General features: G+C 59.4%; 20 protein-coding genes. 10 read left to right on the top strand and 10 right to left on the bottom strand.

The annotated features are described in order from the left end of the window. Positions 1–114: 114 nt before the first annotated feature. Positions 115–1,509 carry a HAMP domain-containing sensor histidine kinase gene (locus tag EJA70_RS11625; RefSeq protein WP_008082364.1) on the bottom strand — a complete coding sequence of 465 codons (1,395 nt, stop codon included), beginning with the start codon at positions 1,507–1,509 and terminating at the stop codon, positions 115–117. After that, a complete protein-coding gene (locus tag EJA70_RS11620; RefSeq protein ID WP_008082365.1) occupies positions 1,487–2,170 on the bottom strand; it encodes a response regulator transcription factor in 684 nt (227 codons plus the stop codon). The genes EJA70_RS11625 and EJA70_RS11620 overlap by 23 nt, the downstream gene beginning before the upstream one ends. A 192-nt stretch (positions 2,171–2,362) precedes the next feature. Between EJA70_RS11620 and EJA70_RS11615 the strand changes: the two genes are divergently transcribed. The 6 genes from EJA70_RS11615 (at position 2,363) to hcnC (ending at position 7,773) form a co-directional block, all read left to right on the top strand. After that, a complete protein-coding gene (locus EJA70_RS11615) occupies positions 2,363–2,671 on the top strand; it encodes a hypothetical protein (protein ID WP_178116847.1) in 309 nt (102 codons plus the stop codon). A gap of 192 nt (positions 2,672–2,863) precedes the next feature. Beyond that, positions 2,864–3,793, top strand: coding sequence for a hypothetical protein (locus tag EJA70_RS11610; protein WP_008082367.1), 930 nt, complete (start codon positions 2,864–2,866; stop codon positions 3,791–3,793). 227 nt (positions 3,794–4,020) lie between these two features. Then, complete coding sequence (locus EJA70_RS11605; RefSeq protein WP_158830838.1) at positions 4,021–4,560, top strand: hypothetical protein; 540 nt, start codon at positions 4,021–4,023, stop codon at positions 4,558–4,560. A 240-nt stretch (positions 4,561–4,800) separates the two neighbouring features. Further along, positions 4,801–5,115, top strand: a complete 315-nt coding sequence (locus EJA70_RS11600) for a (2Fe-2S)-binding protein (RefSeq protein ID WP_158830837.1) — start codon at positions 4,801–4,803, stop codon at positions 5,113–5,115. Then, on the top strand, positions 5,112–6,521 hold the full coding sequence (hcnB, locus tag EJA70_RS11595; protein ID WP_158830836.1) for a cyanide-forming glycine dehydrogenase subunit HcnB: 1,410 nt from the start codon (positions 5,112–5,114) through the stop codon (positions 6,519–6,521). Before EJA70_RS11600 ends, hcnB begins: the two co-directional genes overlap by 4 nt. Then, complete coding sequence (gene hcnC, locus EJA70_RS11590) at positions 6,514–7,773, top strand: cyanide-forming glycine dehydrogenase subunit HcnC (protein WP_158830835.1); 1,260 nt, start codon at positions 6,514–6,516, stop codon at positions 7,771–7,773. Before hcnB ends, hcnC begins: the two co-directional genes overlap by 8 nt. Before the next feature lie 135 nt (positions 7,774–7,908). Here hcnC and EJA70_RS11585 read toward each other — a convergent pair whose 3' ends face one another. Then, positions 7,909–9,717, bottom strand: a complete 1,809-nt coding sequence (locus tag EJA70_RS11585) for a monovalent cation:proton antiporter-2 (CPA2) family protein (RefSeq protein WP_158830834.1) — start codon at positions 9,715–9,717, stop codon at positions 7,909–7,911. 261 nt (positions 9,718–9,978) lie between these two features. Between EJA70_RS11585 and EJA70_RS11580 the strand changes: the two genes are divergently transcribed. Next, positions 9,979–10,893, top strand: coding sequence for a LysR family transcriptional regulator (locus EJA70_RS11580; RefSeq protein WP_008082373.1), 915 nt, complete (start codon positions 9,979–9,981; stop codon positions 10,891–10,893). On the opposite strand, the gene EJA70_RS11575 is transcribed toward EJA70_RS11580, so the two are convergent. Both EJA70_RS11575 and EJA70_RS11570 read right to left on the bottom strand, forming a co-directional pair. After that, a complete protein-coding gene (locus tag EJA70_RS11575) occupies positions 10,883–11,650 on the bottom strand; it encodes a substrate-binding domain-containing protein (protein WP_158830833.1) in 768 nt (255 codons plus the stop codon). The two genes, EJA70_RS11580 and EJA70_RS11575, sit on opposite strands and share 11 nt — an antisense overlap. A gap of 12 nt (positions 11,651–11,662) precedes the next feature. Next, the gene (locus EJA70_RS11570) at positions 11,663–12,955 is read right to left on the bottom strand and encodes an MFS transporter (protein ID WP_158830832.1); all 1,293 of its coding nucleotides are present in this window, start codon (positions 12,953–12,955) and stop codon (positions 11,663–11,665) included. A gap of 424 nt (positions 12,956–13,379) precedes the next feature. Here EJA70_RS11570 and EJA70_RS11565 point away from each other — a divergent pair, with 424 nt between their 5' ends. Beyond that, the gene (locus EJA70_RS11565) at positions 13,380–13,685 is read left to right on the top strand and encodes an RcnB family protein (protein ID WP_008082377.1); all 306 of its coding nucleotides are present in this window, start codon (positions 13,380–13,382) and stop codon (positions 13,683–13,685) included. Between the two features lie 100 nt (positions 13,686–13,785). Further along, the gene (locus EJA70_RS11560) at positions 13,786–14,250 is read left to right on the top strand and encodes a hypothetical protein (protein WP_158830831.1); all 465 of its coding nucleotides are present in this window, start codon (positions 13,786–13,788) and stop codon (positions 14,248–14,250) included. On the opposite strand, the gene EJA70_RS11555 is transcribed toward EJA70_RS11560, so the two are convergent. Continuing rightward, entirely contained in the window at positions 14,216–15,331 is a 1,116-nt protein-coding gene (locus EJA70_RS11555; RefSeq protein WP_158830830.1) for a sensor domain-containing diguanylate cyclase, read from the bottom strand. The genes EJA70_RS11560 and EJA70_RS11555 overlap by 35 nt on opposite strands. 163 nt (positions 15,332–15,494) lie before the next feature. On the opposite strand from EJA70_RS11555, the gene EJA70_RS11550 reads away from it, so the two are divergent. Beyond that, positions 15,495–15,833: an FKBP-type peptidyl-prolyl cis-trans isomerase gene (locus EJA70_RS11550; protein WP_008082379.1), complete on the top strand. Its 339-nt coding sequence runs from the start codon at positions 15,495–15,497 to the stop codon at positions 15,831–15,833. A 143-nt stretch (positions 15,834–15,976) separates the two neighbouring features. On the opposite strand, the gene EJA70_RS11545 is transcribed toward EJA70_RS11550, so the two are convergent. The 4 genes from EJA70_RS11545 to EJA70_RS11530 all read right to left on the bottom strand — a co-directional run bounded on the left by EJA70_RS11545 (position 15,977) and on the right by EJA70_RS11530 (position 18,734). Continuing rightward, positions 15,977–16,288, bottom strand: coding sequence for a helix-turn-helix domain-containing protein (locus EJA70_RS11545; RefSeq protein WP_158830829.1), 312 nt, complete (start codon positions 16,286–16,288; stop codon positions 15,977–15,979). A 3-nt stretch (positions 16,289–16,291) separates the two neighbouring features. Then, the gene (locus EJA70_RS11540; RefSeq protein ID WP_158830828.1) at positions 16,292–16,615 is read right to left on the bottom strand and encodes a type II toxin-antitoxin system RelE/ParE family toxin; all 324 of its coding nucleotides are present in this window, start codon (positions 16,613–16,615) and stop codon (positions 16,292–16,294) included. Between the two features lie 200 nt (positions 16,616–16,815). After that, on the bottom strand, positions 16,816–17,193 hold the full coding sequence (locus tag EJA70_RS11535) for a DUF6124 family protein (RefSeq protein ID WP_158830827.1): 378 nt from the start codon (positions 17,191–17,193) through the stop codon (positions 16,816–16,818). Between the two features lie 437 nt (positions 17,194–17,630). Further along, positions 17,631–18,734, bottom strand: a complete 1,104-nt coding sequence (locus EJA70_RS11530; protein ID WP_158830826.1) for a cytochrome P450 — start codon at positions 18,732–18,734, stop codon at positions 17,631–17,633. Positions 18,735–19,012 lie beyond the last annotated feature (278 nt).

The following is a 19,012-nucleotide window of genomic DNA, read 5'->3' as shown; positions in this document are numbered from 1 at the left end:
TGGCTTGCCAGCGATGGCGGTGGGTCAGTCGCCAATGGAGGTGACTGAACCACCGCTATCGCTGGCAAGCCAGCTCCCACAAGGGCCGTATTAGTCTGGAATATCAGGTGGAGGTCAGGAATTTTCGATCAGGCTTTGTCGGCAATCGAGCAGCAGTTTCGCGCCGCCCAGATCGCTGCTGCCGACTTCGAGGCTGAAGCCATGCAGGCTGACAATCGCCGCGACAATCGACAGGCCCAAACCAAAACCACCCTGCGGTTGTCCGCCCTCGGCGCGATAGAAACGCTGGAACACCGCCTCGCGCTCGGCCTCGGGAATCCCCGGTCCTGAATCGTGCACTTCAATCCGCGTCTGCCCACCGGCATTCACTCCGCGCAGCATCACCGTGCCGCCGGGTGGCGTGAACTTGATCGAGTTGCTCAGCAGATTGGCCAACGCTTCAAACAGCAACGCCCGATCACCGTTCAGCGCCGGCAACGTCTCCGGCATGTTCAAGTCAAAACGCAACTCGCCTTCCTCGGCCAGTGGCAGGTAAAACTCATGCAGCTCTTCCAGCAGTTGCACCGGATCCAGCTCGACAAACCCTGAGCGCCGCTGCCGATCCTCCAGCTCGGAAATCCGCAACAACCCGCGAAACCGCGCCATCAGCGTATCCGCTTCCGCCAGCACCAGATCCAGTTGCGCCGCTTCCTGCGAACCTTCGCCAGCCTGCTGCTGCATGCGATACAACTGCGCGCGCAGACGCGTCAGCGGGGTGCGCAAATCATGCGCGATGTTGTCGCAGACGCCTTTGACCTCATTCATCAAGCGTTCGATACGCTCAAGCATGGCGTTGACGATGGCCGCGAGCATGTCCAGTTCATCGCGACGGTTGGACAGCGGCAATCGATGCGTCAGGTCGCCGGCAACAATCGACTGCGCACTGGCCTGGATCGCACGAATACGCCGCAACGGTCGCCGCCGCAACAAATGCCAGCCGGCAATCCCCGGCAGAATCGTCAGCGACACACCCCAAAACAACGCGTGCAAAATGATCCGGGTTACCGCAAACAACGAACCGTTGTCGCGCAGCAACACCAGCCAGCGCCCGTCGCGGGTTTGTGTGGCGACGGCGTCGCAGCTGTCATTGGGCAGGGTCGGGTCGTCGGAATCGGCGCAGTCGGCGAGCATGTGGATCTTGCCGTCCAGCGGCAGGCCCTCGGGGATCTGCTGCAGTGCGCCGCCCAGATACGTGCCCTGCGCATCGAACAAGCCATAGGCGTCGATGCCGCGAATGTCGAAGGTCATGCTCGCGGCGAGGGCTTCTTCCAGTTGCGCACCGCGAAAGTGCGAGAACAAATGCTGACGTTGCATCAGCGAATGTTTGGCGAGGTTATCGAGGTAACCGGACACCTCGTAATACATGACCCCCATGAGGATCGCGCTCCAGGCCACGAACAGCGAACTGTACAGCGCCAGCAAACGGCTGCTGGAGGAGCGCCAGCCGTCAGACGGGTTCGGCAATGACATAACCCGAGCCCCGTACCGTGCGGATCAACGGAACGTTGCCCACCGCGTCGATCTTCTTGCGCAGACGGCCGATATGCACGTCGATGAGGTTGGTGCCCGGGTCGAAGTGATAACCCCAGACTTCCTCGAAAATCATCATCCGCGAGAGGATCTGGCCGCTGTTGCGCATGAGGAATTCGAGCAGCTTGTATTCGGTCGGCAGCAGCGTCAGCACCTGCTCGGCGCGGCGCGCTTCGTGGCTGATCAAATCCAGCTCAAGGTCGGCGACCTGCAACGTCGTCGCCTGGGTGGCGACGCTGTTCTGGCGGCGCAGCAAGACTTCAACCCGCGCGGCCATTTCATCGGTGGCGAACGGTTTGGTCAGGTAGTCATCGCCACCGGCACGCAAGCCGCGCACGCGTTCATCGACATCGGAAAGGGCGCTGATCATCAGAATCGGCGTGGCCACGCCCATGGTCCGCAGCGTGGTGACGATGGCCAAACCATCGAGCTCCGGCAACATGCGGTCGAGGGTGATCAGGTCGTAATTGCCGCTCACGGCGCGGTCGAGGCCTTCACGGCCATTGTCGACCCAGTCGACGTCGAGCCCGTGGCTGCTCAGTTCGGCGACGATTTCCCGGGCGGTCACGGCGTCGTCTTCGATGGTCAATATACGAGTCATAGCGCAGGCCTTGATCGGTTCAAACGGAATGGCAGCATTTTGCCAAGAATTTTCCGTGACGCTTTAAATTAACTTTCATGTTGTAGCTGTCATTTGCGCGCCTTGGCGATTAATTTGCACGAACGTTGATATCATCTGGCCATAATTTAAAACAGGAGTGGTTCCGTGCGTATTTCGATTCGCCGTGGCTGGATGCCAATTTTCGGCCTGTTGCTGGTGATCGGCAGCGCTTCGTCCTGGGCGGCCAACACGCCTTGTTCGGGGAAGAAAGGCGGGATTGATCGCTGCGACGGCGACTTGTTCCTGTGCAATGACGGCTCGATCAGCGGCTCGAAGAAAAGCTGCGCAGCGATGTTTGGCGAGCGCCAGCAGGCACGGCCGCAAAATTTCCTTCAGAGCGATGAGGGTTGCGCCTGTGGTACCGGTTCATTCTGTACCGGACCACGTGGCGGGGTGTATTGCCTGACGCCGAGCGGTAACAAGAGCTACAAACGTAAATAACTGGCATTTGTGCCAATGCATAAAACCCGCTGTTATCGGGCGCTTGTTGCAAATTGCATGGTCTGAGGAAGTTCATTCTTTGTAACTTGCTGAATAACAGCGATTTATTTTATTTCGGTTTCTGGCACGGTCGCTGCAATTCCTCTCGTGACGAGTTGTAACACCATTTTTCATGCCTGGAGCAGAACAACAATGAATAGATCCCCTGATGGGTTTTATCCCGCCGTTGAAGAGTCGAGCAGCGTTTCGGGCGTGTCCTGGGGCGCGATTTTCGCCGGTGCTGCGGCTGCCGCTGCCCTGTCGATGATTTTGGTTTTGCTCGGTTTCGGTTTGGGTTTCTCTGCCGTTTCACCGTGGGCCGGAGAGGGCGTCAGCGCCAAGGGCCTGGGCATATCGACAATCGTCTGGCTGGCAGTGACGCAAATCATCGCTTCCGGCATGGGTGGCTACATCGCCGGTCGCCTGCGGGTGAAGTGGGCGAACATGCACGGCGATGAAGTGTATTTCCGTGATACCGCCCATGGCTTCCTCGCCTGGTGTGTGGCGACGCTGGTCACTGCGATTCTGGTGGTGGGCTCGGTCAGTAGCGTCATCAGTGGTGGTGTGCAGGCCGGTGCCAGTGTCGCCGGCGGCGCAGCCAGTGCCATGACCCAAGCGGCCGGTACTGCTGCGGCCAACACCGACAGCAACCAGTACGGCTACTACATCGACAACCTTTTCCGCGATGACCGTCCGGCTTCTGTCAGCGATGACGCCGCACATGGCGCCGTAGCGCGCATCTTCGCCCAGAGCCTGGCCAACGGTCAGCTCAGCGCCGAAGACCGTACCTATCTGGCGCAACTGGTGGCGCAACGGACCAACCTGAGTCAAGCCGATGCTGAACGTCGTGTCGACGAGATCTACGCCCGCACTCAAAAAGCCATTGCCGACGCCAAGCTGAAAGCTCAACAAGCCGCTGACACTGCCGCCAAAGTCGCTGCCGTGACGTCGCTGTGGATGTTCGTCGCGCTGTTGGCCGGTGCGTTCTTTGCCAGCTTCGCAGCCACCTTCGGCGGTCGTCGCCGGGATGCGGTTGAGTACGTTGAAGTCGACACCTACACCACGACCACTCCAGTCCGTTAACAAGGAGCATCACCATGCGCTCATTACTGCTGTTTTTCCTCGGTGTACCGATCCCGATCATCATCCTGATCGCCCTGTTCGTGCACTGATTCAACGAACCATTGGGGCCCATGCCTCGGCCGCTGCCACCTTCGGGTGGTAGCGGCTTTTTGCATTCTGGGGGGCCAGCGGCGAGAATCGCCGTCGGAAGTGGATCGGCCGCTTTCACCTCTTTAAGGATGAACACGTTGGACAAGAAGGAAATCAAACGCCAGTTGGTGGAAATGCTCGAGGCCGGGCGTTCGAAAACCGAAACGTTCAAGGCGCTGTCGGGCGGCAAGGTCAAGGATCGGGTGTTGGCGGCCTGGATCGGTGCCCGGCCGGATCCGGTGCTCAGAGAAAAACACTCACTCAAGGTCACGTTGTTGATCGTGCTGATCTGTATTCAGGCATTTATTGGTGCGGTGTCCGGGTTCTTTCTGTTTTACGAAGTCAGCGCCGGCCTGGCACTGACCATGATGTTGATCGCCGGCGGCGTCCCGCTGTTGTTTGCCTGGTGCTTCTACAAAAACGTCGCGGCGGCCTACACGGTCTTCATCATCCTCAACATCAGCCAGGTGTCGCGCATGTTCAAAGGCTATGAGGAGGATCCGCTGTCGACCGTGATTGCCGTCGGCATCACTTTCGCGATCGTGTTCTACGCCGGTTGGGTCAAATCGCTGCTGTTCCCGGACCTGGGTTTTATCGGCGCGAAAAAGATCAAGGGGCAGTTCGTCTTCTCCAACTGATCGTTGAACAATCCGACTGTTTTCACTGGCCTGGATCAATATTTCGCCTGGCGATATCGCCTAACGTAAATGATCCAGGCCTTTGCTGAGGTATGAACTACAGTGCTTCACGCGCACCTTGGTTGCGCTGACGGAGTACCTGCGTCGACGCCCCAATCACAGCTATAAACGCGTCGACACGGTGTAGTGCAGCAAGGAGCTGACACAACCTCAACCGAAATTTCACGGATGAACATCGCAATGCACTGCCTAGAAAGAACCTTCGATATCCAGCCGTTGGCGCAGGCGGATATGACCGTCCACATCAATGGCCAAGCGGTGACCGCCGCCATCGGCGAAACCGTCCTCAGCGTTATCCAGTCCCTCGGTGTGCGACAGATCGCACGCAACGATCACGATCAGATCAGCGGTGCCTACTGCGGCATGGGCGTGTGTCAGTGCTGCCTGGTGAAAATCAACGGCCGGCACAAACGCCGCGCCTGCCAGACCGTGGTGCGCGACGGCATGCAGATTGAAACCCAGGTCAACCGCATCAGCGCGCAGGAGGTCGTATGAACCTGCAACCGGTGATTGTCGGCGGTGGCCCGGCGGGGATGGCCGCGGCCATCGAACTGGCGCGCCACGGTGTGCGCTGCACCTTGCTGGAAGAAGCCTCGCGCCTGGGCGGTGTGGTTTATCGCGGGCCGCTACGTGACGGCGTGCAACTGGATTATCTGGGCCCGCGTTATTCCGAGGCGCTGGGCAAACTGCACGGTGATTTTCAGGAGCAATCCGGGCTGATCGATGTGCGCCTCAACCACCGCGTGGTCGGTGCTGAAGGCACCCGCGCCCTGGTGGTGGTGGACGGTGACGAGCAGTTGCACGAGATCGAGTATGCGCAGTTGCTGCTCGCCGCTGGTTGCCATGAGCGCAGCGTGCCGTTCCCGGGCTGGACGTTGCCGGGGGTGATCATGCTGGGTGGCCTGCAACTGCAAATCAAAAGTGGCGTGGTCAAGCCGCAAGGGCCAGTGATCATCGCGGGCACTGGGCCGTTGCTGCCGTTGGTGGCGACGCAGTTGCACGCTTCGGGCGTCAGCGTGGCCGGCGTGTATGAGGCCTGTGCGTTCGGCAAGATTGCCCGTGAGAGCCTGGCGCTGTTGAACAAGCCGCAGCTGTTTCTCGACGGTTTGAGCATGCTCGCCTACCTGAAACTGCACGGCATCCCGATGCAGTACGGTTGGGGTGTGGTCGATGCCCATGGCGAGGGTGAATTGAAAAGCGTCAGCGTCGCACCGTATTCGGCCACCTGGGAGCCTGACCTGTCGCGTGTCGAACGCTTCGAAGCGAAGACCCTGGCGGTTGGTTACGGCTTCATTCCGCGCACGCAACTGAGTCAGCAGATGGGCCTGGATCACGGTTTCAGTGACGACGGTTACCTGCGCGCCAATGCCAACCTCTGGCAGCAAAGCAACGAACCCCACGTACACCTGGCCGGTGACATGGGCGGGATTCGTGGCGGTGAAGCGGCGATGCTCGCGGGCAAGATCGCCGCAACGTCAATCCTGTTGCAGCGAGGTGTGCTTGAAGACGAACTGGCGCGTGTGCGCCGCGACCGTTACCTGAGCAAACTCAAAGCCATCGTACGCTTCCGCGCCGCCGTCGACCGCTACACCGAACGCGGCGTCGGCCAGACCGCATTGCCCGCCGCCGACACGGTGATCTGCCGGTGTGAACATGCGACCCGTGCCGACATCGATCGCGCGCTGGAGCAGGGCGTGCAAGACATTGCCAGCCTGAAAATGCGCACTCGCGTGAGCATGGGCGACTGCCAGGGGCGGATGTGTGTTGGCTATTGCAGCGACCGGCTGCGTCAGGCCACCGGGCGCAAGGACGTCGGTTGGCTGCGGCCGCGTTTTCCGATTGATCCGATACCTTTTTCCGCGTTCCATCCTGTCGGCACGGAGGCCGCTTCCCATGAGTAAGTTCTACGATGTGGTCATCGCCGGTGGTGGCGTGATCGGGGCGTCGTGCGCCTATCAACTGTCCAAACGGAAAAACCTCAAGGTCGCGCTGATCGATGCCAAGCGCCCGGGCAATGCGACCCGTGCCTCGGCCGGTGGCTTGTGGGCGATCGGTGAATCGGTCGGCCTCGGCTGCGGGGTGATTTTCTTCCGCATGATGTCGGCCAATCGCAAGCGTGAAACCCAGGGCGCGGCGGTGGCGGTGGACGCGAGTACGCCGCACATCCTGCCGGAGTCGTTCTTTGACTTCGCCTTGCAGTCCAACGCCCTGTACCCGGCGCTGCACCGCGAGCTGAAAGATAACCACGGGATGGATTTCAAGTTCGAAAAGACCGGGCTGAAGTTCGTGATTTATGACGACGAAGACCGGCTCTACGCCGAACACATCGTCGGCTGCATTCCGCATCTGGCTGATCAGGTGCGCTGGCTCGATCAAGCGCAATTGCGCGAAGCCGAACCGAGCGTCAGCCATGAAGCACGCGGCGCGTTGGAATTTCTCTGCGACCACCAGGTCAGCCCGTTCCGCCTCGCCGACGCGTACATGGAAGGCGCGCGGCAGAACGGCGTCGACATCTACGTCAACACCAACGTCACTGGCGTGTTGCATCACGGCACGCGGGTGACCGGCGTGCAGACGGCCGAGCAGGGCGTGTTCCACTGCAAGACCCTGATCAACGCCAGTGGTGCCTGGGCGGCGGATTTGAGTGAGTGGGCGACGGGGATTCGGATCCCGGTGAAACCGGTCAAAGGCCAGATCCTGCTGACCGAGCGCATGCCGAAGATCCTCAACGGCTGCCTGACCACCAGCGACTGCTACGTGGCGCAAAAGGACAACGGCGAGATCCTCATCGGCAGCACCACCGAAGACAAAGGTTTCGACGTCACCACCACCTACCCGGAAATCGCCGGGCTGGTGCAGGGCGCCGTGCGTTGTCTGCCGGAACTCAAGGACGTCAACCTGAAACGCACCTGGGCAGGCTTGCGCCCGGGGTCGCCGGATGAGTTGCCGATCCTCGGGCCAATGCGTGGCGTAGAAGGTTACCTGAATGCCTGCGGACACTTCCGCACCGGCATCCTGACCTCGGCGATCACCGGCGTACTGCTCGACAAACTGGTCAACGACGAACCGCTGCCACTGGACATCACACCGTTCCTGGCGGACCGCTTCGAAGTGGCCTCGGTCAAACCAGCATTGGAATTAGAACTGGCCTGACCTCGGCAAGATGATCGTTCCCACGCTCTGCGTGGGAATGCCTCAAGGGACGCTCCGCGTTCCAGCTTTCGAATTGGAACGCGGAGCGTCCCCGGCTGTATTCCCACGCGGAGCGTGGGAACAATCAGGTGAGGCTCAAGATTTGCGTGATTGTTCTTCGAGTTGGTCGGATTCGAACAACCGCGCCAGTTCCGCCCGGGCTTCCTGGGCGGTTTGCAGGACTTTTGCCGCGTCGTCGTAAATCGCGTGTTGCGCCTCCAGCACCTGTTCGTCGTGGTGCTTGAAGCGCTTGATGCGGGCATCGGCCTGAGCTTGGGTCAGCCCTAAGCCAACCAGCGTTCGCCGGCTCATTTCCAGACTTGAATAATACGTCTCGCGAATCGCTTCAGCGCCAACGTCCACCAAACGGTGCACGTGTTGACGGTTACGTGCCCGGGCGATGATTTTCATGTGTGGATACAGCTTGCGCACCACCTCGGCCGTCTTGATGTTGGTCTCCGGGTCATCCGTGGCAATCACGAAATACTCCGCCTCGCCGACCTTGGCCGCGTTGAGGATTTCCGGGCGCATCGGGTCGCCGTAAAACACCGGCACACCGCCAAAGCTGCGCGACAGTTCGATGGTTTCCACCGAGGTGTCGAGCGCGACGAACTTGATGTTCTGCGCGCGCAGAATACGCGCGACGATCTGGCCCATCCGGCCCATACCGGCAATCACCACGCGCGGCGTGTCAGTGTCGATCTCACGGTATTGTTGCGGCACTTCCACCGGCTGCACTTTCGGGCTGACCAGGCGCGCGCAAATCAACAGCAACAACGGCGTCAATGCCATCGACAGGGTGATGGTCAGCACCAGCAGGTCATACAGGCGCGGCTCGAACAGCCCCTGATCGCGGCCGATCTTGAACACCACAAAAGCAAATTCACCACCAGCGGCGAGGACGATGCCGAGGCGGATGGCGCTGATCTTGTTCAGCCCACCGGCCAGGCGTCCAACCACAAACAGCAGCGGCAGTTTCAGGCCAATCAACAGCAGCGTCAGCCCCAACACGGTGATCGGTGTACTCAGCAACAGGCTCAGGTTCGCGCCCATGCCGACGCTGATGAAAAACAGCCCCAGCAGCAGGCCCTTGAACGGCTCGATCTGCGCTTCCAGCTCATGCCGATATTCCGAGTCCGCCAGCAGCAGACCGGCGAGAAACGCCCCCAACGCCATCGACACGCCGACCAGATCCATCAGCCACGCTGTGCCAATCACCACCAGCAATGCGGTGGCGGTGGACACTTCCGGCAGACCGGTTTTCGCCACCACGCGGAACACCGGACGCAACAAATATCGCCCACCGACCACAACCACCGCGATACCGCCGAGCACCTGCAAACCATGATTGATATCTTCAGCTGTGCTGGTGGTGTGATTGCCACCCGCGAGCATCGGTACCAAGGCGATCAACGGGATCGCGGCGATGTCCTGGAACAGCAGAATGGCGAACGCCAGGCGACCATGCGGGCTGGTCAGTTCCTTGCGCTCGGCAAGGCTCTGCAGACCAAACGCCGTGGAAGACAGCGTCAGGCCAAGCCCCAGCACAATCGCACTGTTCAGCGGTTGGCCAAACACCGACAACGCCAACACACCAATCACCGAAGCCGTCAGCAGCACCTGCGCCAGACCGACGCCGAACACCGATTTGCGCATTACCCACAAACGTCGCGGCGACAGCTCAAGGCCGATGATGAACAACAGCAAGACCACGCCCAACTCGGAAATATGCGCCACGCTCTGCGGATTGCCGATCAGGCCCAGCACCGAAGGGCCGATGATCACCCCGGCAAACAGATAGCCGAGCACGGCGCCCAATTGCAGACGTTTGGCCAAAGGCACAGTGAGCACCGCCGCGAACAGAAACACGACAGCGGCTTGCAACAGATTGCCTTCATGGGGCATGGGTTTACTCCTGACAGCGGTACGGCGGGGGCGACAAGGATAAGGGCTGAATCGTTTCCAGATCCACCAAAGATCCCCTGTAGGAGCTGACGAGTGCAACGAGGCTGCGATCCTTTGCTCTTGCTTTCGATTCCACAGAAGCAAGATCAGAAGATCGCAGCCTGCGGCAGCTCCTACAGGGGATTTTCGTTGTTTCTGTGATAATTGGCATCAATTGGTTACATTTATAACCCCTGTGTATCAATCTGTCCGAGACTTGCCATGGCCATCAACTTCGACCTCAACGATCTGCAAGCCTTTCGCGCGGTGGTCGAGCAGGGCAGTTTCCGCAAGGCCGCCGACACTGTGCGCCTGTCGCAACCGGCGTTGAGCCGACGTATCGAAAAGCTCGAAGACGCCCTCGGCGTAAAACTCTTCGAACGCACCACGCGCAAGGTCAGCCTGACTCAGGCCGGACGCGGTTTCATGCCGAGTGTCGAGCGTCTGCTGGATGATCTCGATGTGGCGTTGCTGGGCATCAGCGAAGTGGCTTCAACCCGATTGGGCCACGTCACCGTCGCTTGCGTGCCGTCGGCGGCGTACTACTTCATGCCGCGGGTGGTCGCCCGCTATCACCAGCAATTCCCGCGCATCAAAGTCAAAGTTCTCGATTCCAGCGCTCACGATGTGCTCAGCGCGGTGGTCAATGGCGAGGCGGATTTTGGCTTGAGTTTTTTGGGCACGCAGGATGCCAAAGTCGACTTCGAAGCGCTTGTGCAGGAGTGCTACGTCGTCGCTTGTCGCCGCGATCACCCGTTGGCCGGGCGTAGCAGCGTGACGTGGGACGAGTTCTATCAGCAGGATTACATCTCGCTGGACAAGACTTCCGGCAACCGGTTTTTGCTCGATCAGGCCCTGAGCACCGTGGTGCCGCAGCGTCAGAGCATCTGTGAAACCAAGCACGTGACGACCATGATCGGTCTGGTCGAGGCCGGGTTGGGGGTGGCGGCGGTGCCGCTGATGGCGCTGCCGGGGCCGGATCATCCGATCCTGACGCGGGTGCCGCTGACCAATCCGCAGGTGATGCGCAGTGTCGGCATCATCAAGCGCCGGGGCCGTACGTTGACCCCGGCGGCATTGGAACTGGAGCGGCTGGTGGTGGAAATGAAAGTCCAGCCGCCAACGATCAACGTTTGACCGAATCCAGCCCGGTGGCCTGCACGTCAGATTGTGCAGCCGGTGCGGCGAGGTAGGCGAGCAGGGCTTTCGCCTCTTGCGGGTGCTGCGCGCCAACTGGAATCCCGGCAGCAAAGCGCGTCACCGACTGCACCGATTCCGGAATCTTCGCGACGAAACTCACGCCCGGCACCGGCAGCAATTCGCTGACCTGCTGGAAGCCCAGTTGATAGTCGCCGGTGGCGACCACCGAGCCGACCGGGACTTTCGGAATCATCTTGGCCTTCGGTTTCAGCTGATCTTCGATGCCGAGCTTCTTGAACAACTGCTCTTGGATGTACACGCCGCTGGCGCTGTCGGAGTAGGCCACCGACTGCGCGTCGAGCAAGGTTTTCTTCAGTGCGTCGACGCTGCTGATGTCCGGTTTCGCCGCGCCTTCGCGCACCACCAGGCCGATCCGCGAATCCGCCAGTTCCACACGAGAAGCCGGGTCGACCTTGCCTTGCTTGATCAGATCATCAAGGGCGTAGCCGACCATGATCACCACGTCGGCGTGCTCACCGCGCGCGAGGCGATTGGGGATCGCTTCCGGGGCCTTGCCCATCGACGGGCCGAGTTGGGTGTCGAGGGTGTTGCCGCTGGCGGCGGCGAATTTCGGCCCGAGGATTTTATAGGCGGCGGTGAAGCCCCCCGACGTCATCACGTTCAGCTGTTCAGCGTGTGCCAGGGCGCTGAAAGCGCAGAGGGCGATGGCGGCGAAGTTGAAGAGTTTTTTCATGGTCATGGTTCCTTATGCTGCGACCGGTTGCAGGCGGCCGCCCGCGCGGCGATAGAGGTACAGCGTGGCGCACAACGCGCACAGCGCGCCGATACTCATCCAGTAACCCGGCGCGGCTTTGTCGCCGGTGTACTGAATCAGGAAGGTCGACATCGCTGGGGTAAAGCCACCGAAAATTGCCGTGGCCAGGCTGTAGGCGAGGGAGAAACCGGCGACGCGCACTTCCACCGGCATGATTTCGGTCAGCGCCGGAATCATCGCGCCGTTGTACATGCCGTAGATGAACGACAACCACAGCAGCGACAGCAACATGTGGCTGAAGCTCGGCGCCTGCACCAGGTACGACAGCGCCGGGTAGGTGGTGGCCAGCGCCAGCAGCGACATCGCGATCAGCACCGGACGACGACCGATACGGTCGGACAACATGCCGCCAATCGGCAGCCAGAAGAAGTTCGACACGCCCACCAGCAAAGTCACCAGCAGCGCATCGGACGTGCTCAGGTGCAGCACGGTTTTGCCGAACGTCGGCGCGTACACGGTGATCAGGTAAAACGCGGTGGTGGTCAGGGCGACCATCAACATGCCGCCGAGGACCACGCCCCAATTCTGGCCAAGGGTACGGAACACTTCGCGCATGCTTGGGCGGTGTTTGCGGGCGGCGAACTCTTCGGTTTCTGCCAGGTTACGGCGCAGCAGAAAGATGAACGGCACGATCATGCAACCGACGAAAAACGGAATCCGCCAGCCCCAGTCGGCAATCACGTCCGGCGCCATCCACGCGTTCAGCGCGAAGCCCAATGCGGCGGCAACGATGATCGCCACTTGCTGGCTGGCCGACTGCCAGGCGGTGAAGAAACCTTTGCGGCCCGGCGTAGCGATCTCGGACAAATACACCGAAACCCCGCCCAATTCGGCACCGGCCGAGAAGCCTTGCAGCAGACGCCCGATCAGCACTAGCGCGGGGGCGAACAAGCCGATGCTTTCGTATCCGGGCACCAACACAATCAATATCGTGCCGCTGGCCATGATCGACAATGTGACGATCAAACCTTTACGGCGACCGACGTCATCGATGTACGCGCCGAGCACGATGGCCCCCAGCGGACGCATCAAAAAGCCCGCGCCGAATACTGCAAAGGTCATCATCAGGGAGGCGAATTCACTGCTCGCCGGGAAGAACACCGACGCGATCTGCGTGGCGTAGAAGCCGAACAGAAAGAAGTCGAACTGTTCGAGGAAGTTGCCCGAGGTCACTCGGAAGATGGCGCCGGCCCGCGAGCCGCCGTGTGGGATTGAGGCTGTCATAGTAAAGGACTCCACCGCTTTTATGACGTGCGCCACGGAGAGTCAGCGCACGGTTCTTATTGAGGCGGATGGTCGCTCAGGTGTAACAGGATGTTAATTGCATTATTGGCATGCATTGATGTGCAAAGCGGATCAATGTGCTCGACGCATGCTTTTTGTAGGAGCCGAGTTTGCTCGCGAAAGCGGCGGATCAGGCAATGACGAGGTTGAATGTATCGGCCCTATCGCTGGCAAGCCAGCTCCCACAGGTTTTCGGGGGCCGCAACTTTCGCTAACACCCTGGCCCCATGTGGGAGCTGGCTTGCCAGCGATGGCGGCCCGGCGGACGACTACAATCCCCCAGCCAGCCCAGGCAAAAAACAAGGAATGATTCCCGAGCCGGGCAGTCCGAGTTCAGGTATCACACATCAATGGAGGTTCACCGATGAACAGCAAAACCCTAATCGCCAGCCTGGCCCTCGTTGCCGGCATTGCCGGGATCAGCCCACTTGTTCAAGCGGCGCAAACCTCAAGCGATCCCTCCGTCCAATCCCCGGTCAGCGACCGCGAATTGAAGGTCAACGACCGCGCCCCGGATATTTATCAACGCAGCGAAAAAGCCCTCGACTGGAAAGCCAAAGGCCTGAAGAAGCCTGTCGACCAGGCGCAATGGGTGCAGATCAATGATCAGTACGTCATGGTGATGATCACCAACGGCACCATCGTCGAGATGAAACCGGTGCCGCGTTAAACCCCGGCAATAATTAGCCATGGACGGTTGATTGCAATCGAGCGCCATTCGGGTAAAACCCGTGGGGCGTCTCGAGTGACCGGATGTCAGGAGCAATGGGTTGGACAAGAAACCGCTGTATCGCAAAGTCAACACGCGCACCCGGGGTGTGCGACGTCATGAATCGGTCGCGCATTACCGCGATCAACGCAATACCAAAGCCGAAAGCCGCCGCGAAGCATCGCGAGGTTCAATGCATCCAGGCAAACGATACGGGCTGGATTACACGCCGCTGTTCCGGTTTTTATTGTCCCGGGTGGGCGGCCATTGGGACCGGATTTTCAGTGAAGCGGTGGCTCGCCTCGACCGTCCCGATCCACTGTTCTGGATGGTTGCCATCCGGGAAGACGAGCGCGAGGACATCGTCCGGTTGGGTGAGTCGAGCTACTTCAATGGCCTGTACGTCGATGAGCAAAACCTTCTGCAAATCGTCGATCCCGATTTGAAGGCCGAGAACATGACGCCGAGTTGCCAGTGCTGCACTCACACCTTCAACGGCGTTCCATTTGGCCAGCCTGCGAATTGAACGGGCCATTCCAGCCGCTGTGACTCAACACTTGCCCACCGCCCAACCGATATTGATTGTTGCCACTGCGCTTGGCCTCGTACATCGCCAAATCGGCAATGTGCAGCAAGCGATCCATGGTCGGCGCGTGGTCGGGAAACACCGCGACGCCGAGGCTGGTGCCGATGTGTCGCTGGTCGTTGCCGATGCTCACCGGAGGCGATAACTCGACGAACATTTTCTGGCAGATGCGGCGGGCTTCGTCCTGCAAGTCGAGACCCGGTGCCAGGCCTTGCAGAATGACCACGAACTCATCGCCGCCGATGCGCGCAACGGTGTCTTTGCTGCGCAGGAGGCGCTTCAGCCGGTTCGCGGTGGTGATCAGCACGCGGTCGCCGGCCGCATGGCCGTATTGATCATTGATGTTTTTGAAGCCGTTGAGATCGACAAACACCAGGGCGACTCGGGTGTTGGTCTGCCGGGCCTGATCCAGTGCTTCGGCTAACCGTTGCTCCAGCACCCGCCGATTGGGCAATCCGGTCAAGGGATCGAAGTGGGCGAGGTGTTGCAGGTAACTGGCCGAGGCCTTTTCTTCGGTGATGTCGCGTACCACGCCCATCATTTTGATCACCGCGTCGTGGTCGTTGCGCACCACGTTGCCGGTCTCGCGCAGCCAGCGAATCGTGCCGTCGGGCCAGACCACGCGATATTCCTCGTCGTGGTTTTCACCGGTTTGCAGACAACGCAGTTCACCGTCGCGCACCCGAATGCGGTCATCCGGGTGTACGCAGGAGCAGAACAGAGCGTAGGACGGCGTGATCTCACCGATCTTGAAGCCGAACATGCTGTAGATCGCGTCCGACCAGTACAGCCGATCGCTGTCGACTTCCCAATCCCAGGTGCCGATGCGCGCAAAATATTGGCTGCGTTTGAAGCGCTCGGCGTCGCCGTCCTGATGAATGTTGCGGCCTTCAGCGGCGCGGCTGAGCAGATCACGGTATTCGGCGAGCTGGCGACGCAAATCGCGCTCGCGCCACATAAGCATGGCAATCACCGCCAACATGACAATGCCGATGGCAAGGCCGATCCAGAGCTGAATCATTCGGGCGCTGCCAGCATGGTGAATCGATCCGAGAGGTAGTGGCGGTTGGCTATGTTAATGCTTCATCACTCGGTTCGGATACCACGTTGATCTTCGCGTTCGGGTTGCCAATCTCTGCCATTTCTGGGAAAACGGCGGCCAGCTGAACAATAGAGTGATTGTTATGAATGATGAACTGCAGGTAATCGATCTCCAGGTGGGCGAGGGCAAAGCCGCGGTCAAAGGCGCGCTGATCACCACGCAATACACCGGGTGGCTGGAAGACGGCAGCGAGTTCGATTCTTCCTACAGCCGTGGCAAACCTTTTCAGTGTGTGATCGGCACGGGCCGCGTGATCAAGGGCTGGGATCAGGGGCTGATGGGCATGCAGGTGGGCGGCAAGCGTAAGTTGCTGGTGCCGGCGCACTTGGGGTATGGCGAGCGGACGATGGGCAAGATTCCTCCACACTCGAATCTGGTCTTCGAGATTGAGTTGCTGGAGGTTTTGACGCGGGAGGATTGAGTGCAGGCGCTGTCGAGTCCTCCAGCGAGCCTTTGATGGCGCTGGAGGATGTCGAAGGTTAACCCAGAGCCGGTAAACCTTTTATCCTTTCGGAGTTTCGTCAGCGCACGGGTTGAAGTAATCCTTGGCGGGCTGAGTGGTCCTCAGGCCCACTGCAACGGTGGCCCGGACGGAAAGCAGATGTCTACTTCCAACTCTGCTGCTGCCGAAATATTGACCAAGGCATCAAGGGAGAACTTGTCGATTTTCCCGTTGAGTACATCATTGAGGCGTGGCTGAGTAATGCCCAGACGCTTGGCTGCCTCCTTTTGTGGAAGCTCCCAAGCGCGAATGGTCTCGCAAAGCGTACGCATCAATTTGGCCCGCAGACGCAAATTGGCTGCGTCCTGCGGCGTGTCTTCCAGTGCATCCCAGACGCTTGTAAAACGCAGGGATTGGTCTTGATGATCCTTCATGGCCTAACCTATTTCCTGGTATCTGGCGCGAGCCAGTTCGATATCTCGCGTTTCAGTTTTTCGTGTGGTCTTGTGCATGGCGTGCAGCACATAAATGGCTTCAGGCCGATTGACCACATAAAACACCCGAAACGCTCCTGAATCCTCAGTGATCCTGATTTCGTTGACGCCACGGCCCATGGTTTTCATAGGACGCCAATCAAAAGGTTCTTCACCCTGTTGCAAAAGATCCAACTGAAAACCCGCAGCCCTTCGGGCATCAAGCGGGAATGCACGCAGATCTTTGAGCGCACTCCCGACAAACATCACATCCTTGTGTCTGGGCATCGACTTCTCCTGTTAGAAAGGAAAAGCGTAATAGCTCAGAACCGATCGTGATGCGTCGGAGTGTTGCAAGGGATGGCAAGAGTCTCCATGCCAAAGGTTATATCAGAACAGATATAAAACAAGCTGGGTTTGATCCATCAGACATCTGGTAACAGAAAGCAGAGGTGCGGAAGTACGCTCCCTCACCTCATCAACCCACTTCAATTTCTGGTCGGCGGCTCCAGGTTGTCGAGCGCGCGGTTGACGGCGAGTTCGCCGAGCATCACCACTTGCTGAATGCCGAGCAGGGTATTGCGGTAGGGCGTTTCGAGCAGGCCGGCGAAGTCGCTGAGCATGATGCTGGCCGAGGCCATGGATTCGCAGGCGTGAGCAAGGAGGGTTTCGGTGTCCATGTTCGGGGCGACCAAGAACATGGTGCTGGGTGTTCGCTGCGGTGGGGCGTGGGGTTTGAGGTAGTGATCGAGGGCGCGTTCGGCGGCGTCGTTCAGTTTTGTCGGGTCTAGCGTGGAGTAAGGGGATGTTGGATCGGATTCGGGTATGGCATCCGCTTCTGGCGGATTTGGCGTTACTTTGAACATATCTTGGGCAACCTCATTGAAGGCTGACACGTTCTTGCGACTAAACAATAGGTGGCAGCTGTACGCAGGTTAGTCGACCAGTACCCAAGCATTACCGGCGCGCCCGAAGGCGCCCTGCGCACAGCTACCATTTAGCGCAGGCGTATAAATACCTGACTGAATGACAGCTCGCGAACCTGGAAAAACACCGAGCGACTAAACCCGATCACTGAACATTCAGTGACGCGAACCAAGTTACCGGCGCCCCCCAAGCCGCACAAGCCGGCGGATTCTGGCGTAGTTGTAGGCAAAGGCGCAAGGCGCTGTAGCCTGGTGGATGATGTCGAAATGATGCGTTGTTTTTCCGGGCTTTTTCGCGAGCAAGCTTTGCTCCTGCAGTGTCTCGGGGTGTGCAAGAAACCTCTGTAGGAGCCGGGCTTGCCCGCGAAGGCGGACGATCAGTCACCGACGATATTGAACAGTGGAATCCGCCCATTCAGCGAAGGCCGGTAATGCCAGGCCAGTCGCTCCAGATTCACACCGTGATCAAGGATTTTCCTGACAGTCGCACAGGCAATTTCCATCGCCAACATTTGCCCCGGACACTGATGCCGCCCGCTGCCAAAGCTGAAACTGCGCCGATTTGGCCGATCCAGCAAAAACCTGTCTGGCTGTTCATTAAGCGCCGGATCGCGGTTGGCCGAGGCCAGCAGCACCAGAATCACATCCCCGGGCTCGACGCGCACACCGTCGATCTCACAAGCCGCAGCCACAAACCGCCGAGTGTTCTGCACTGGCGGATCAAAGCGCTGCACCTCAGCCAACACCGCAGCCATGGACGCCCTGCGCAATTCGGGCTGACGCTTCAGTGCCACCAACCCATTGCCAATCAACCCGGCGGTGGCTTCATAAGTCTGCGAACAAAGGCCGATCAGATTGGCGATCAACGCCTCTATATCCCCTTCGAATCGTTGCCGAATGGCCGTCAGCAGTTGGCTGTCGGACTCGGCCAGCAACTCAACGAAGTAACCGCGCAATTGCTCAGCCGCCCCGTGTGCCTCCACGAGTTGCAAGTCATTGCTCAACGGCGACAGACACGCGACGAAATCGGCGGTCAGCGCACTGATCGTTCGACCCTGCGCCGGGTTGAAACCGAGCAGCGCAGCGACCACGCACACCGGCCCGCGAAACATGGCTTTATATAAGCCGTCGGCGTCTAGGTTGATCAATCGAGCGGCCACCAAGGCTCGAATGTGCGCCTCATCAATTAGCTCAAGCGCAGGCTCGATCGCCGCACGCGGACAGCGTTGGCGTTCGCCGTCATTCATCCGCATCAACTGACCAAACACCTTGCCAGCCATGCCCTCAGCGATCGCTTTGGGTACCGGCTCCTGCGCAGGGCGCACCCGACAATCGGCATGCGCCAACACCGCGCACACCGCCCGCGCGCTGCTGGCGACCCACACTTTTAGCCCTGCATGAAAGGCGAGCCCGCCCTCGGTGCGAAGTTGCGCGTAGTAGGGATAAGGTTCGGCATGCGTCGCAGCAATGATCGGGTCCATGGTTTACCGCCTTGTGGTGGGAGAGAGGGCTTCTACTGTCTGCCGTTTTTGAGGGCGATGATTCGTTGTGCAGCGAAATGTGTTAGCTGATGTTTGAATAGGGTTTTTGCTGTTTTATGTAAAAGTTAAAGTAGTGATGAACCTGTTTTTTTCCAAAAATACTTAAGTAAAGAAGGGCTTGCGCATCATGATGGCTGAGAACTTACTAACATTGCAAAAGTGTTTTGTGTCGTCAACTGTCAGATATGACAGTTGACGATAAAAGGCGCGTGGCGCAA

The organism is Pseudomonas sp. PB103 (assembly GCF_009764635.1).
In the GTDB taxonomy this organism is placed as follows: Bacteria; Pseudomonadota; Gammaproteobacteria; order Pseudomonadales; family Pseudomonadaceae; genus Aquipseudomonas.
Note: the sequence above shows the minus strand (reverse complement) of the source record. Positions and strands in the feature narration are given on the sequence as shown.